Origin of the sequence: Kocuria sp. CPCC 205261 (genome assembly GCF_040981025.1) — a bacterium.
Classification (GTDB): domain Bacteria; phylum Actinomycetota; class Actinomycetes; order Actinomycetales; family Micrococcaceae; genus Kocuria; species Kocuria marina.
The window spans coordinates 54463-68349 of record NZ_JAVKPU010000009.1 but is presented as its reverse complement, the minus strand read 5'-3'; the positions used below and the strand labels follow the sequence as shown (position 1 = coordinate 68349).

Annotated in this window: 16 protein-coding genes, 2 tRNA genes and 1 pseudogene; 9 read left to right on the top strand and 10 right to left on the bottom strand. The window is 69.5% G+C overall.

Going from position 1 to position 13887, the window contains the following annotated elements:
- The first annotated feature begins 215 nt into the window (after window positions 1–215).
- A complete protein-coding gene (locus RF646_RS09945) occupies window positions 216–689 on the top strand; it encodes a M23 family metallopeptidase (RefSeq protein ID WP_368835876.1) in 474 nt (157 codons plus the stop codon).
- Between the two features lie 30 nt (window positions 690–719).
- Here RF646_RS09945 and RF646_RS09940 read toward each other — a convergent pair.
- The 4 genes from RF646_RS09940 to RF646_RS09925 all read right to left on the bottom strand — a co-directional run bounded on the left by RF646_RS09940 (window position 720) and on the right by RF646_RS09925 (window position 4143).
- A tRNA-Ile gene (locus tag RF646_RS09940) sits at window positions 720–793 on the bottom strand.
- Window positions 794–862: 69 nt separating this feature from the next.
- Window positions 863–2017 (bottom strand): glycosyltransferase, encoded by a 1155-nt coding sequence (locus RF646_RS09935; RefSeq protein WP_368835875.1) that lies wholly within the window; start codon window positions 2015–2017, stop codon window positions 863–865.
- 22 nt (window positions 2018–2039) lie between these two features.
- On the bottom strand, window positions 2040–2990 hold the full coding sequence (locus tag RF646_RS09930) for a DMT family transporter (RefSeq protein ID WP_368835874.1): 951 nt from the start codon (window positions 2988–2990) through the stop codon (window positions 2040–2042).
- Between the two features lie 241 nt (window positions 2991–3231).
- Window positions 3232–4143 (bottom strand): phage holin family protein, encoded by a 912-nt coding sequence (locus tag RF646_RS09925; RefSeq protein WP_368835873.1) that lies wholly within the window; start codon window positions 4141–4143, stop codon window positions 3232–3234.
- A 241-nt stretch (window positions 4144–4384) separates the two neighbouring features.
- On the opposite strand from RF646_RS09925, the gene RF646_RS09920 reads away from it, so the two are divergent.
- The 6 genes and pseudogenes from RF646_RS09920 (at window position 4385) to RF646_RS09895 (ending at window position 5942) form a co-directional block, all read left to right on the top strand.
- Entirely contained in the window at window positions 4385–4678 is a 294-nt protein-coding gene (locus RF646_RS09920; protein ID WP_368835872.1) for a hypothetical protein, read from the top strand.
- Between the two features lie 8 nt (window positions 4679–4686).
- Window positions 4687–4755: pseudogene (locus tag RF646_RS09915) on the top strand (hypothetical protein); the annotation flags it as partial.
- A 77-nt stretch (window positions 4756–4832) separates the two neighbouring features.
- Window positions 4833–5051 carry a hypothetical protein gene (locus RF646_RS09910; protein WP_368835919.1) on the top strand — a complete coding sequence of 73 codons (219 nt, stop codon included), beginning with the start codon at window positions 4833–4835 and terminating at the stop codon, window positions 5049–5051.
- 108 nt (window positions 5052–5159) lie between these two features.
- Window positions 5160–5306, top strand: a complete 147-nt coding sequence (locus RF646_RS09905; RefSeq protein ID WP_368835871.1) for a hypothetical protein — start codon at window positions 5160–5162, stop codon at window positions 5304–5306.
- Window positions 5303–5566 carry a hypothetical protein gene (locus RF646_RS09900; protein WP_368835870.1) on the top strand — a complete coding sequence of 88 codons (264 nt, stop codon included), beginning with the start codon at window positions 5303–5305 and terminating at the stop codon, window positions 5564–5566. The genes RF646_RS09905 and RF646_RS09900 overlap by 4 nt, the downstream gene beginning before the upstream one ends.
- Window positions 5567–5750: 184 nt before the next feature.
- Complete coding sequence (locus RF646_RS09895) at window positions 5751–5942, top strand: hypothetical protein (RefSeq protein WP_368835869.1); 192 nt, start codon at window positions 5751–5753, stop codon at window positions 5940–5942.
- Window positions 5943–5963: 21 nt separating this feature from the next.
- Here the strand turns inward: RF646_RS09895 and RF646_RS09890 are convergent, their stop codons facing one another.
- Entirely contained in the window at window positions 5964–6764 is an 801-nt protein-coding gene (locus RF646_RS09890; protein WP_368835868.1) for an ABC transporter ATP-binding protein, read from the bottom strand.
- Window positions 6765–6808: 44 nt separating this feature from the next.
- Window positions 6809–7924 carry an ABC transporter permease gene (locus RF646_RS09885; RefSeq protein ID WP_368835867.1) on the bottom strand — a complete coding sequence of 372 codons (1116 nt, stop codon included), beginning with the start codon at window positions 7922–7924 and terminating at the stop codon, window positions 6809–6811.
- A 358-nt stretch (window positions 7925–8282) separates the two neighbouring features.
- Here RF646_RS09885 and RF646_RS09880 point away from each other — a divergent pair, with 358 nt between their 5' ends.
- Together RF646_RS09880 and RF646_RS09875 are read left to right on the top strand one after the other, a co-directional pair.
- A complete protein-coding gene (locus RF646_RS09880) occupies window positions 8283–9566 on the top strand; it encodes a histidine kinase (RefSeq protein WP_312795273.1) in 1284 nt (427 codons plus the stop codon).
- Complete coding sequence (locus RF646_RS09875; protein WP_085106647.1) at window positions 9563–10186, top strand: response regulator transcription factor; 624 nt, start codon at window positions 9563–9565, stop codon at window positions 10184–10186. The genes RF646_RS09880 and RF646_RS09875 overlap by 4 nt, the downstream gene beginning before the upstream one ends.
- Here the strand turns inward: RF646_RS09875 and RF646_RS09870 are convergent.
- The 4 genes from RF646_RS09870 to dnaG all read right to left on the bottom strand — a co-directional run bounded on the left by RF646_RS09870 (window position 10155) and on the right by dnaG (window position 13738).
- The gene (locus RF646_RS09870) at window positions 10155–11024 is read right to left on the bottom strand and encodes an alpha/beta fold hydrolase (protein ID WP_368835866.1); all 870 of its coding nucleotides are present in this window, start codon (window positions 11022–11024) and stop codon (window positions 10155–10157) included. The genes RF646_RS09875 and RF646_RS09870 overlap by 32 nt on opposite strands.
- Before the next feature lie 143 nt (window positions 11025–11167).
- Entirely contained in the window at window positions 11168–11443 is a 276-nt protein-coding gene (locus RF646_RS09865; RefSeq protein ID WP_239318208.1) for a hypothetical protein, read from the bottom strand.
- A 141-nt stretch (window positions 11444–11584) separates the two neighbouring features.
- A tRNA-Asn gene (locus RF646_RS09860) sits at window positions 11585–11660 on the bottom strand.
- 107 nt (window positions 11661–11767) lie between these two features.
- A complete protein-coding gene (gene dnaG / locus RF646_RS09855) occupies window positions 11768–13738 on the bottom strand; it encodes a DNA primase (protein ID WP_085106644.1) in 1971 nt (656 codons plus the stop codon).
- Window positions 13739–13887 lie beyond the last annotated feature (149 nt).

Sequence of the window (13887 nt, the reverse complement as noted above, 5' to 3'; positions counted from 1 at the left end):
CGCGCGGCGTCCTCGCTCCACATCGGAGCGCCTCCCCGCCCCTTCGGACCGGGCTGCCGCACGCTGTCGTCATGTGTTCCTCCGGTCACGACGACGCCGCCCCACCCATTCCTCCTCGCCCACCCGTTCCAACGGTCCCACCCATTCCCGTGCACCCGCCGTTTCCCGCACGCCCGCCCGGACGGTCCCCGCACCACGCCGTGTACTGCGCTGTGATGGCCGCGGTCCTCGCGCTTGGCTCGCTGCTGGCCCACCCCGCGGCGTGGGCCTCTCCCGGCTGGGCCTGGCCCGTGTCCCCGCGCCCGTCGGTGAGCCGGCATTTCGAGGCTCCCGCACAGAAGTGGCTGCCCGGCCACCGGGGTGTGGATCTACACGCTCCCCCGGGCACACCGATACGTGCACCGCAGGACGGGGTCGTGAGTTTCGTGGGTGTCGTCGTGGACCGGGAGGTCCTCACGGTGGAGCATGGCGAGGGGCACAAGTCCTCATTCGAGCCGGTGTCCTCGTCCGTGCGAGTGGGTGACCGGGTGACCCGGGGACAGGTGATCGCCAACGTGGCCACTCCCGGCCACGGCCCGGGCGGGGATGCGGTGCACTGGGGTGTGCGGGAGAACGGGGAGTACGTGAACCCGTTGCAATTCGTGGCGGACCTGCGGCCGTCGGTGTTGTTGCCGGTCCCCGGTGAGTGAGACCACAGTGAGCCAGCGTGGCATGTTTTGTAGGGCGGGTGGGGCTTGAACCCACGACCAAAGGATTATGAGTCCTCTGCTCTGACCAGCTGAGCTACCGCCCCCTGTGCGACCGCGAACGGATGTCGAGGTCGCCGCCCTACGCTACCGCATGCGCGGCGCCGCAGGGCCCGTCACGACTCCGCGCCGGTGTAGAGCCGCTCGAACGTATCCAGTGTCTTGGCGAAGGAGTGGCGGGACACCATGTCCCGGCTGCGCTCGCCCATGGCCCGCCGCTGTTCGGGCGGGGCATCGAGGACCAGTTGCAGCTTGGTCGCGAGGTCCCCGGAATTGCCCGGGGAGAAAAGGTACCCATTGCGCCCCTCGTCCGCGAGGTGGGGCAGCGCGCGGGCGTTGGCGAGCACCACGGGGGTCGAGGCGCTCATGGCCTCGAGCGTCACGAGGGACTGCAGTTCCGCTGTCCCGGGCTGGCAGAACACGTCCGCGCGGAGGTAGGCCGTGCGTAGCTGCTCGTCCGTGAGGAACCCCAGGAAGTGGACCCGGTCCGCGACACCGTGTTCGTGTGCGAGTTTCACGAGCCGGTCCAGCTGTTCCCCCTCCCCCACGATCTCGGCGTGGACGTTCTTCTCCCGCGGGATCAGGGCCACGGCCTCGATGAGTTCGTCCACGTTCTTCTCCACGGCCAGGCGTCCGCAGAACAGTACGATCGGGTGGTCCGGGTGCTCGATCTGCTCCCCCGCGGCGGCTTCGTAGTCACCGACCTGGATCCCGTTGGACACCGCGATCGCCCGATCGGGGACACCGTTGTCGACCATGGTGCGCACCGCGAGCGGCGTGGGTGCGGTGATGACGTCGCAGCGGCCGTACACGCGGGCGATGTCCCACCACGAGACCTTGCGGTAGCCGCGCACGAACCACTGCGGGAACGGCAGGAACGGCTCGATGTTCTCGGGGATGAAGTGATTGGTCCCCACGACCCGGACACCACGGCGCACGGCCTCACGGACCACGAGTCGGCCCAGGATGTAGTGGCACTGGACGTGGACCACGTCCGGGCGGACGTCGTCGAACAACCGCGCGACCTCCCGCACGATCTCCCACGGGAAGCACAACCGGAAGTAGGGGTGGGTGAACGCGTGGTGGGAGCGGAACCGGTGCTCGGTCACCCCGGCGTCGTCCATGATCCGGGACGGGCCGCTCGTGGGCATGGGTGCTGCGACGTGGACCTCGTGACCCCGCTCCAGCATGCCGCGCGCGAGGCGGCGGGCGAACTGCGCGGAACCGTTGATGTCGGGCGGATAGGTCTCAGCGGTGATCAGTATTCTCAAGGCCTTGTGTTCCGTAGGGGGATCAGCGATCGGTGGCGCGTTCGGTTCGTCGGGGTGGCGCCGTGTCCGCAACCGCCCCGCTGGTCACCGCGTCCTGCTGGGCGCGTGCGGCCGCCCGGCGTTGCAGGACCTCGGGGTGGTGTCGCGAGAGCACGACCACGCCGACTATAGCAACGAGACCCGCGAGCCCCATGGCCGTGCCGAGTGCCCCGGTGAAGGAGTCACCGGCCTCTCCCAGGACCACGAGACCCAAGGCCACACCCACCATGGGGTCCACCACGGTAAGCCCGGCGATCACGAGATCCGGTGGCCCGCACGAGTACGCGCACTGCACCATCCACCCGCCCAACGCAGCGGCGACCACGATCATGAGCACGCTGGTCCACCGGATGTCCGCGAACCCGCTGGACGTGATGGTGGTGGCGGTCAACCGGACGAGCACGGCCACGAAGCCGTAGAGGAGCCCCGCTCCCAAGACGTAGAACATGCTGATCCGGTGCCGGCGCACGAATAGCTCGCACACACCGATGAGCACCACGAGGCCCACAAGCAGGGCGACCACCGTGTTCTCGGCACGCGTTCCGGGTACGTGGGTGGGATCCGTCCCGATCACGGCGCACACCACGAACGTGGCTCCACCCACGCTGCACAGGGCTACGGCGAGCCACGTGCCACGGTTGATGATCAGGTGGCGGTGCCGGGCGTGCAACAGCGTGGTGATGACGAGTGCGATCACCCCGATGGGCTGCACCACGGTCACGGTCGCCAGCGAGAGCGCCGCGACGTTCAGCACCGTTCCGAGGCCCAGCAGCGCAAATCCGCTGAGCCACCGCAGGTTGCGCACGAGGGCCCACAGCCCTCGCGGTGTCAACAGTCCCTCGGTGTGCCCGGTGACCGCCACGGATTGCGTCTGCGTACCGAACGCGAGACACACCGCCGAGCTCAGTGCGAGAGCCACCGCGAGCCACTGCATCACCGATTCATCACGTCCTCCGTCACGGTCTCATCGTAGGGCTCGGGGGCGCGGCGGGACTGGGAGTTCACCGTATGTTCGCACCGGGGCACGACGGATCCCATACCTCCGGATGAGATGCGCGCCGGTGACGGAGGAGTCGCGCCCTCGAGGACGCCCCCGGACACGGCGGAGGCCGGGTCGCGACGACGGCGACCCGGCCTCCGGCACGGCTGGCGACTCGTGCGAGCCGCGCACCCGGTTACTTCTTGAGCAGCTTGCGCAGGAACACGAGGAACGCGGACCCGGCGGCCACGGCGACCGCGAGGGGCTGCCAGCGCTCGCTCAGGACGTCCTGGGCGGACGTGGAACCGGCGGGACGGACCCCCTGGGAGCCACCCTTGGACGCGAAGGTCCGCTTGACCGTCTCTTGGGTCTCGGTGAACGTGCGCTGGGTGCGGCCCACGAAGCCCTGCGTGGCGGCCTGGACGGAATCGGCGCGGTTCTGGGCGTCGTCGCGCAAGCTCTTGAGGTGCTCGCGGCGCAGCTTGAGGCGGTGGCGCAACTGCTCCTCGGTGGGCTTGACGGGCTTGACCTGGTTGAGGTCGTTGGCCGCCTCCTCCTTCTCCCGCTGCTTCTTCTGTTCGGCCTCGTTCACCTCACGCTGGACACGGCCCTCGTTGTACGCGGAGCCCTCCTTGACCACACCGACGTCGTAGCGCAGCCCGAAGAGGGCCTTCTCGGGCATGAGCGGCAACGCGCTCTTGATCTTGGCGACCCCGATCAGCGCGAGCACGGCCAGGATGATGAGGAACAGCAGCGCGAGCAACAGCGCGGCCAGCCACGCGGGCATCACGTGGGACAGGCCCGCGATGGCGGCACCGATCAGGGCGATGACGGCGAGCCCCAGGAACACGAGACCGACCACCGCGAGCGCGGCGCCCACGCCCACCTTGATGCCCTTCTCCTTGAGCTCCAGGAACGCGAGCTGGGCCTCATCTTTGAGCTGCTTGGGGAGCAATCGGGTGAAGACCTTGACGACGTCCATGATGGACGCGGCACCCGGCTTCGTGGTGGTGCGAGTTCTTGCCCCGGACGTGTGTCCTGTGTGGCCGGATGAATGCCCGGTGCTGCCGGACGAGTGACCGCTGTTGGGGTCCACTGCATGGCTCATGCCGCCTCCGATGAGTACGTGGTGGTGCTGAACGGTTGATCTGATTTCAAAATACCATTCGGCCGCGCGCCCAGCGGGCAGGGACGGGCGCGACACCTCGGGCGTGACGGGGCTCGGAGCAGGTCAACCACGGGGGGCTGTGGAAAACTGAAATCGTTCATTGAAAGCAGATTCCTCCACATAAGTCAACATTATGAGCTATTCAAAATCACGCATGATTCACCAAAGATCTTATTGTTGGGTGATTTCTTCGAGAGGGTTCACGGCCCCGCAGATCGAGGCTCCCGCGTCCGACGTCATCGACTGGCGCCGCCACATCCACGCCCACCCGGAGCTGTCCTACAAGGAGCACGCGACATCCGACTTCGTGGTGGAGAAACTCACGAGCTTTGGCCTCTTCCCCGAGCGCCCCACCGAGACCTCGGTGACGGTACTGATCCAGGGCCGGGGGCCGGGTAGGACAGTGGCGTTGCGCGCGGACCTGGACGCCCTGCCTTTGCAGAGGAGACCGGGGACTCCTTCGCCTCCACGGTGAACGGTGTCATGCACGCGTGCGGTCATGACGCCCACACGGCCATGCTGCTGGGCACGGCCCGGGTGCTGAGCGGCCTCACGGACAGTTTCGACGGCGCCGTCACGCTGATTTTCCAGCACGCAGAGGAGACTCCCCGGGCGGCGCCAAGGAGCTCGTGGGTCAGGGCGTGCTCGAGGGCGTGGACGCGATCTTCGGGGTGCACATGGCGAACCAGGCCACCGGCACGATCTCCGCGCGCAAGGGTGTCACCTCCACCCTGGCGGGCGGCTTCTTCGCGACTATCAAGGGCCAGGGTTCCCACGCTCCCATGCCGCAGAACTGTGCGGACCCGGTGCTGGTCGCCGCGCAGATCAGCTACGACGCCGCGGTGTAGGCCCTGGGCGAGGACAAAGTCTCCTGGGGCCCGGGCACGTCCGCCTCCGACGACTTCGCGTACTTCGCGCGGGAGGTCCCCGCGTACTTCGTGTTCCTGGGCGGTGGCATGGCCGAGAACCGGCTGCCCTCCATGAACCACCACCCCAAGTTCGGCATCAGGGAAGAGGCCCTCGAGGCCGGCGTGCGCACGGAGGTGCAGATGGCCCTGAATGATCCACGTTCCACTCCCGCGTACGACGGACACCGACCATGAATCTCACGAGCACCCAGAAAGGCATCTTCGTCACGCTCGTGCCGGCGGCGCCGGAGCTGCCGGGCGACGGCGCGGCGTCGTCCTCTGCCGCTGCAAGCACCGAGGAGGGTGCCAACTCGAGTGCGAAGAAGGACGTCTCGATCCTCGACGCCTGGAAGAATCGCAACTCCCTGGTGCTGGGGCTGTGCCTGCTGCTCAACAACCTGGTGGGCGTGGGGCTGCTGACCTGGCTCGCCACGATGTACTCGCAACAGTTCTGAATCACCCCTGCCGGGTGGCAGTACATGGTCGTGATGCTCGGTTACGGGCTCTCGGTGTGGATCGCCACCTCCACCGGGCCCGGCGTAGTCAAGAAGTGGTTCGAGAACAACGAGAAGGTGTTCATGCTGATCATGTTCGTGATCGGCGCCGTCGTGGACGCCGGGGGGGGGCACGACCGCGTTCGTGGTACTGGGTGCACTGCTCGTGCTCGGTGGTCTCGCTCCGTTCCTGCTCCGGGAACCCCGCACCCCGCTCGATCCGCAGGGTCCGCGCGCGGCGGGGCCCGATGCGGACGCGACGACACCCCCGGGCGAACCCCACGCGGGCGTGGACGCGGCCGCGGGCACCACGGGCCGACCCCTCTCCCGGCGGTGAGCCCCGCCGGGAGAGGACCCGTCAGGCCACGGCGGCAGCGACGCGACCGCTCGCCGTCGTGGCCTGTTCCGCGTCCAGGTGACCGTCCTGCATGCTCACGCATGAGTCCGCGAGGGGGACGAACTCGGTGTCGTGCGTGACCACGAGGGACGCCAGGCCGAAGGTGTGGGTCAGATCCGCGAGCAGTTCCATGACGCTGTGGGACCGCGCGTGGTCCAGCGCCGCGGTGGGCTCGTCCACGAGCAGCAGGTGCGGCCTGTTCATGAGCGCCCGTGCGATGTTGACGCGCTGACGCTGCCCACCCGAGAGCTGATGGGGGCGGCGGTCCGCGCAGTTCTCGAGCCCCACCTGTGCGAGCAGTTCGCCCGCCCGAGCGCGGGCCCGCGCAAGCTCCTTGCCCCTGGCCCCGGCCACGTGCGCGGCGAGTACGAGTTGTTCGCGGGCGGTCAGCGAGGCCAGGAGATTGGGCTGCTGGAACACCATGCCCGTGTGCTCCCGGCGGACCCCGGCGAGTTCGCGTTCGGGGAGCTCCTCGAGCCGACGGCCCGCCACGGACACCGAGCCGGAACTCGGGCGGACCAACCCGGCGGCCACGGCGAGCAGCGAGGACTTGCCGGACCCGGACGGGCCCACGAGCGCCGTCATGGTGCCCGCGGCCAGCTCGAGGGACACACGGTCCAGAGCTCGCACCGTGCGGGGTTCGCCCTGCTCGTCCGTGCCGTCCGGGTACTCCAGACAGAGGTCGGTCACCCGTAGGGCGGGATCGTCGGTCGAGTACTCATGCGGCCCGTCCGGGCGTGCCGCTGCGGTGTGGTTGTCCATGGGGTCTCCTGCGCGGTGACGGGGGTGACGATCGGAATGCATGCTCAGTTACCTCCCAGGGCGATCGTCGGATCCACGGTGGACACGCGGCGCACGGCGAGCACGGACCCGATCAGTCCCAGCGCCAGGACACCGGCCACGGGCAGCGCCATGGTCGCAGCGCTCAGCACGAACGGGACCACGGACCCGGCGAGCGCACCGCCGGCGATCCCCAGGCCGCCGCCCACGAGCACGCCGATCGTGAGCACCACGACGGCCTGGACCAGGGAATCCCGCACCACGTAACCACGGCTCGCGCCGAGAGCGCGCAGCACAGCAATGTCCCGGGTGCGCTGGATGGTCCACACGGTCAAGAAGGAGATCACCACCAGGGCGCTGATGCCGTAGAGGAAGCCCTGCATCATGCGCAGCGAGCCCTGCTCCGACTCGTAGGCGGGCAGCGCCGCGAAGGCGTCCCCGGTGTCCATGGCCACGGTTGCGGTGCGCTCCGTGACCCCCTCGGGCACGGTGTCCGTGGTGAGGGCCAGGGCGGTGGCCTGCTCGGGGTCGTCGGTGTGGGCCACGGCGGGAAAGTCCCCCATGCTGAGCCACACGACCGGCACGTGGCTGTAGTACTCGTCCGCCACGACCCCGGTGACCTTCAGGGACGTGCCGGCCAGGGTCACCGCGTCCCCCACGCCCACGGTCATCTCGCGAGCCAGCGTCTCACTGAGCACGACGGTGCCGTCCTGTGGGTGGGTGACCCCGTTGACGGCGCTCAGCCCGGGCGCGAGCCGCGAGCCCGGTTCGAGCGCGACACCGGCCACGGAGGTGGCCGACGCGGCGTCGGCGGAGGAGTTCACCCCGTCCCCGGCCCGCGCGGTGGTCTGCACGAGGCCGAGCCGCTCCACGTGGTGCGCGCCCACGGCGTCACGCCACGCGCGCGTTTCGTCCGCGGTGATCCGGGACGTCGTGAAGGACGGGTCGGACGCGTCCCCCGCCGGGGCGCTGAGCACGAACCGCTGCGCCTGCAACCGTTCCAGGGCCGAGGTGTTCTGGTGGCCCAGCCCGTTGGTCAACCCGGTGAGCAGTACGAGCAACAGCGTGATCAGGGCCACGACGGTCGCGAGCAACGCGAACCGCCCCTTGGCGAACGTGATGTCCCGTAGGGACAGGTACATGGTGATCTCCGATGGGTCGAGAAACTGTTCCCCTCAAGCCTCGCGGGAGGCGGCCGCCGGCGGATCGCCCCGCGGGTGGAGACCGTCCAGCCCCTCGGGGGATGCCGCTCTCAACCAATCGGTTGACCCGCCACTCGCGTCACATGCGTAGCATGGCGGGAGACCCGGCCGTGCCGTGCGCGCTGCTCGCCGATGGCGGCATCCGCCCGATCGCCGCGCGGCGATCGGGACGCTGCGTCTTGGTCGGGGCACCGCACTCGTGCGACCGCGCCCGGGACCCGGGCAGGACGACGACGCCGTCCCCGGCACGCCGCTCCGACCAACCAGTCCACCGCACGACCCGGAAAGGAGCCCCCGAGTGCGCGAGGACCTCTCCACCCCCGCCGTGCTGAGCGCCCTGCGGGTCACGTTGCACGTGAGCTTCGCGGCGCTGTTGGTGCTCGCCGCCGTGCGCGCGGTGCTGCACCTGAGCCGGGCCCCTGGCGGCGGGGCGATGATCGCCGTCGTCCTGGGACTGAGCGTGCTGCTCGCGGCGGTCTACCTCGCGGGGACCCTGGTGGAGAACCGTGTGGCACGGGGTCGTGCGAGCCGGGAATCCCTGCGGTGGGGTCCCGGGTGGCTCGGTCTCATCGCGGCGCTGTGGGCCGCGCTGGCCCTGCTGAGCCCGGACTTCTCGTGGGTCGCGTTCCCCCTGTTCTTCCTGTGCCCCGTGGTACTGCCCACCGCGGCGGCGCTGGTCGCGATCATGGTGCTCACCGGCGTCGTGGTGCTCTCCCAGTACCTACATGCCGCCCCGGGAGCGTTCACGGCGGGAATGGCGCTCGGACCCGCGATCGGTGCGATCGTCGCGCTGCTCGTGAGCTTCGGGTACCGCGCACTGTACGAGGACACCCGCCGCCACGTGCGCGCGATCCGCGATCTCGAATCCACGCGAGCCGAGCTGGCGCGCCAGGAACGGGACGCGGGGACCATGGCCGAGCGCGACCGGTTGTCCCGCGAAATCCACGACACCCTGGCCCAGGGGCTGACCTCGATCGTGCTAGTCTCACGGGCCGCACAGCGCTCGCTGGAGCGCGCCGAGCTCGACGCGGCCCGCGCGCAACTGGCCACGATCGAGGACACGGCCGCGGCCGACCTCGCGGAGGCGCGTCGGTTCGTACGGGACCTCGCCGCGCCGGCACCGGGTGACTCCCTGCCCGCCGTCCTCGCGGAGGTGTGTCACCGCACCCGGGAGGCGGCCCGCGCCGTGGGCGCGCCGCTCACGTGCGAGTTCACGGTGGAAGGTGCCGTCCCCGAACTGCCCGCCCCGCAGCGCACCCTGTTCGTGAGGGCAGCGCAGTCCACCCTTGCGAACGTGACCTCGCACGCGCGGGCGTCACGCGCCGTCGTGACCCTCGCGGGCTGGGACGACGCCGTGACGCTGGACGTCGTGGACGACGGCGCGGGCTTCAGACCGCGTTCCGCCGCCGACGACGCACGCAACGACAGCTTCGGACTGGCCCACCTGCGACGCCGCGCGCACGAGCTCGGGGCCGTCCTGACCGTGGAGTCCGAACCCGGCGCCGGAACGGCCGTGAACCTGCGGTTGCCCCTGCCCGCGCCCGAAGCCACCCGCCCCCTGCCGAATGGAGATTCGTCATGACCACCCGCGTATTGCTCGTGGACGATCATCCCGTGGTACGCGCCGGGCTGCGCGCGGTGCTCGAATCGGTGGGTGACATCGTGGTCGGCGCCGAGGCGCCGGACGGACGCGTGGCGCTCGAGATGCTGTCCCGCGCGGGCGGCTCCGTGGACGTGGTGGTCATGGACCTGCAGATGGGTTCCGGGATGGGCGGGCTGGACGCGACCCGGCGCATTGTCGCGGCGGGCGGGCCCCCGGTGCTGATCCTCACGACCTACGACACCCAGGCGGACATCGTCGCCGCGCTCGAGGCCGGCGCGACCGGTTACCTCCTCAAGGACTCGCAGCCCGAGACCATCGGTGCTGCCGTGCACGACGCCGCCGCGGGCCGCCCCGTACTGTCCCCCTCCGTCACGGCGCGGCTCATGCAGCGGGTGCGTTCCCCCGGCACGTCGCTGAGCGCGCGGGAGATCGAGATCCTGCGCGGGCTCGCCACGGGCGCGTCCAACAGGGCCCTGGCCAAGGAATTGTTCATCTCGGAAGCCACCGTGAAGACGCACCTTGTACACATCTACGACAAGCTCGGGGTGGACAACCGGACGGCGGCGGTCAACCGTGCGCGGGAAGAACACCTGATCTGACGGATGCGATCACGGCGGCGATCCGCTCGGGGTGATCCACCATGACGAAGTGACCGCTGCGTCGCAACACGATCGTGTGCACGGGCGCTTCCCGGGACAGGTAGGTGGCCCGGGCGAGCATATGGCGCACCCACCGGGTGACCCCGATCCGCGGCAGCCGTCCGTTCGCGGCCACCACCAGGACGTCCAGCTCCGGGTCCAGGGGCGTGTGGGCGGCCAGTTCCCGCAACCGGTTCATGCACGCCACGTAGCCCGCGAGTTCCCGCAGGGACCCCATGAGGAAGTTCGGGGATGCCAGATCCACGCGCAGCTGCGGCCACGAACGCATGAGGCGTCCGCGTCCGGGCACGAGTCGCCCGGCCACGACGGGGCCCATCACACGCCACACGGCACCCGCCACGCGGGACCGCGCCAGGGGCAGCGTGAACCGGCGGAACCGGCGGGCTGTCGCGGCCTCGTCGTGGGCCGGGTCCGCGCCCTCGGCCGAGGGCACGGACGCGTCCAGCAACACGAGGTGACGGATCCGCCCCGGATGCACCCGGGCCGCCACTTCGACCACCGCGCCACCGAAGGAATGTCCCACGGCCGTGACGGGTTCCCGAACGCCGCACACGGTGAGCACGGCGGCGAACCGATGCGCCTCCTCATCGAGATCGGGGAGTTGTTCGGACACCCGGTCCCCCTGGGCGTATCCGGGGCGGTCGTACACGATCACGCGGTGGTCCCGGCGTAGCCGTTCGACGACGGGAAGCCAGTCCCACAGGGTCGACGCCACGCCGGAACAGCACACGATGACCGGCCCGGAGCCCGCATCGAGGATCCGTACGGGGCCGCCCATAACTTCGCGGGTGCTGACATGATCCCCGATGCCCGACGGCGCGGAACCGTTGTCCTTTTCGTTGTGAGTTCCCGTGAGCGCAACCGCTGGGCGACGGGCACACCGGCCGCGGCGATGAGCCACACCGCGATTGCGGGAGGACATCACTTCGCGGGCCCGTCCGTCCCTCGCGCACCGTTCGGGAGAGCGCGCCACAGGGTCCGCAGCCGCGCAGAGGAGAACGCCGTCACCCCGGCGAGCACCACCCCGACCACTGCGTCCACGGTTCGCAGCACGGTGGCCCCGGCGAGGTCCGCGACGACGCACTCGGACACGAAGGACGTCCACGGGTGCAGTTCCCGGTTCACGAGCGGATAGAGGACCCACACCGAGTACAACAGCGCCGCTACGGCCCACAATCGGCGAGAAGCCAGAGTCACGGAACCGGGTCACCCGCCTGAGTCGTGGGCCGCACGTACGGAACAGCCGCCGAGTCTACTAGGCCGCGGCGGCTCCCGGAGGCGGGTGCCGCCCTGGATACGACGAAGGCCCCCTTCCGTACTGGAAGAGGGCCTCCGTGGTGGCTCCCCCGACTGGACTCGAACCAGTAACCCTTCGATTAACAGTCGAATGCTCTGCCAATTGAGCTACGGGGGAATGTACGCACTGCTGCGCAACGAGACGATACTTTACCGCCCCGTCGCGGCTTCCTCAAATCGAATCCCCGCCACCACCCGCAAGCGCCACACCCCTCTGAGTCGGGGTCACACCCCGGTGAGGCTGCGCCGCTGCAGTTCGAGGTCCAGCAGTTCGCGGTTGAGCTGTTGGTACAGCTCGGGTTCCCGTTGCGCGTTCAACCGGTTGAGGTGGGCCAGTTTGTCCGACTTCGCCCGGTTGATGTGCATCTCCACGAGCGAGGTGAGCACGCCCACCGCGTAGTTGCGCATTTGTTGCTCGGTGGCCGCGGGTAGCGGCGTGACGGACAGTTGTGCGAGGTAGCCGTGCAACGGTTCGGGCAGGTGGGCGCGCACGTGTTCGAGCCACGCGCGACCGCCCTCCCCGTGATAGTCCTCGTCCGCGCGGGCGGCCACCACGGCATCGTGCAAGACCTGGTGCACCCGGTACGTCATGCCGGCGGAATCGAAATGCTCCCAGTAGCCGTCCGGCACGAGGTCCGGGAGCTGGAGCACCACTTCGAGCGCCTCCCGTTCCATCCGGGACACGGGTTCGCGCGGATCCGGCAGCTCGGGCGCCTCGGGCCGGTGGTTCTCACCGGGGGCCGAGCCGGGCCCGGAGACAGGCCCCGAGCCATGCCTCGATCCGACCGAGTCACCGCGGTGGCCACGCGCATCCGGACGGTCCGGGGTCGACCCCTGAGCGCGCCCCCGCCCCGGTTCTCCCCGGCCGTTCTCACTGCGGGAGGCGGCGTCGACGGCGCGCAGCACCTCGTTCGTCTCGATCCCCAGCCACCCGGACAGCTCCCGCGCGTACGCGGGGCGCAGGGCGGGGTCACGGATCCCGGCCACGATCGGGGCGCACGCCCGCATGGCGCGGAGCCGACCCTCGAGGCTGTTGACGTCGTACTCGCGGATCGTGGCTTTCAAGGCGAACTCGAACAGCGGGGTGCGGGACTCCACGAGATCACGCACGGCCACGTCCCCGCGGGTCAGGCGCAGGTCACACGGATCCATCCCGTGGGGCTCGACCGCCACGTAGGTCTGGGCCACGAACCGCTGGTCCTCCTGGAAGGCGCGCAGCGCGGCCTTCTGTCCGGCGGCGTCGCCGTCGAACGTGAACACGACCTCTCCCCCGGCGGAGTCGTCCGAGAGGAACCGGCGCACGATCTTGATGTGGTCCGCGCCGAACGCGGTGCCGCACGTGGCCACCGCCGTGGTGATCCCGGCCAGGTGGCACGCCATGACGTCCGTGTACCCCTCCACGACCACGACCTGTTTGGTCTTGGCGATCGGCCGTTTGGCCAGGTCAATGCCGTAGAGCACCTGGGACTTCTTGTAGAGCTGGGTCTCGGGGGTGTTGAGGTACTTGGGGCCGGGATCGTCGTCGTAGAGCTTGCGTGCCCCGAACCCGATGACCTCCCCCGCGACCGCGCGGATGGGCCAGATCAGCCGCCCCCGGAACCGGTCGTAGAGTCCGCGGTTGCCCTCCGAGACCATGCCGGTGAGCTTGAGTTCCTGGTCCGTAAACCCGTGATTGCGCAGGTGCTGCAACAGGTGGGACCACCCCTGCGGTGCGTAGCCGATCCCGTAGGTGCGAGCGGCGTCATGATCGAAACCGCGCTCCCCCAGGAACCGCTGGGCCGCGGCGGCCTGCCGGGTGTAGAGGTTGCGTTGAAAGAACTCCGCGGCCACCTTGTGTGCGTCGAGCAACCGCTGTCGACGCCCTACTTCCTCCCGGTTGGGTGCGGAACCCTGCTCGTAGTGCAGCTCGTACCCGATCCGGGCGGCCAACCGTTCCACGGTCTCCGAGAACGGCGTGTGGTCCATTTCCATGAGGAAGGAGATGACGTCCCCGGACTCGTCGCACCCGAAGCAGTGGTACGTGCCCAGTTGGGGGCGCACGTGGAAGGACGGCGTGCGTTCGTCGTGGAAGGGGCAGAGTCCCTTGTACGAACCGATGCCCGCGGGCTTGAGGGTCACGTACTGTTCCACGACCTCGCGGAGGTCCGTGCGCGCACGGACCTCGTCGATGTCTTCACGCTTGATCAGTCCGGCCACTCGGCCAGTTTAGGCACCCCGTCAAACCGGATCGCGCACGCGTCACGGATGTGCAGCGGCCCGGAACGACTGGTTAACGGGCCCGCAAGGACACGCGATGACTCCGGCCACGGCGTCACCGAACGGTCCTGCGACGAACAGGGCGCGGG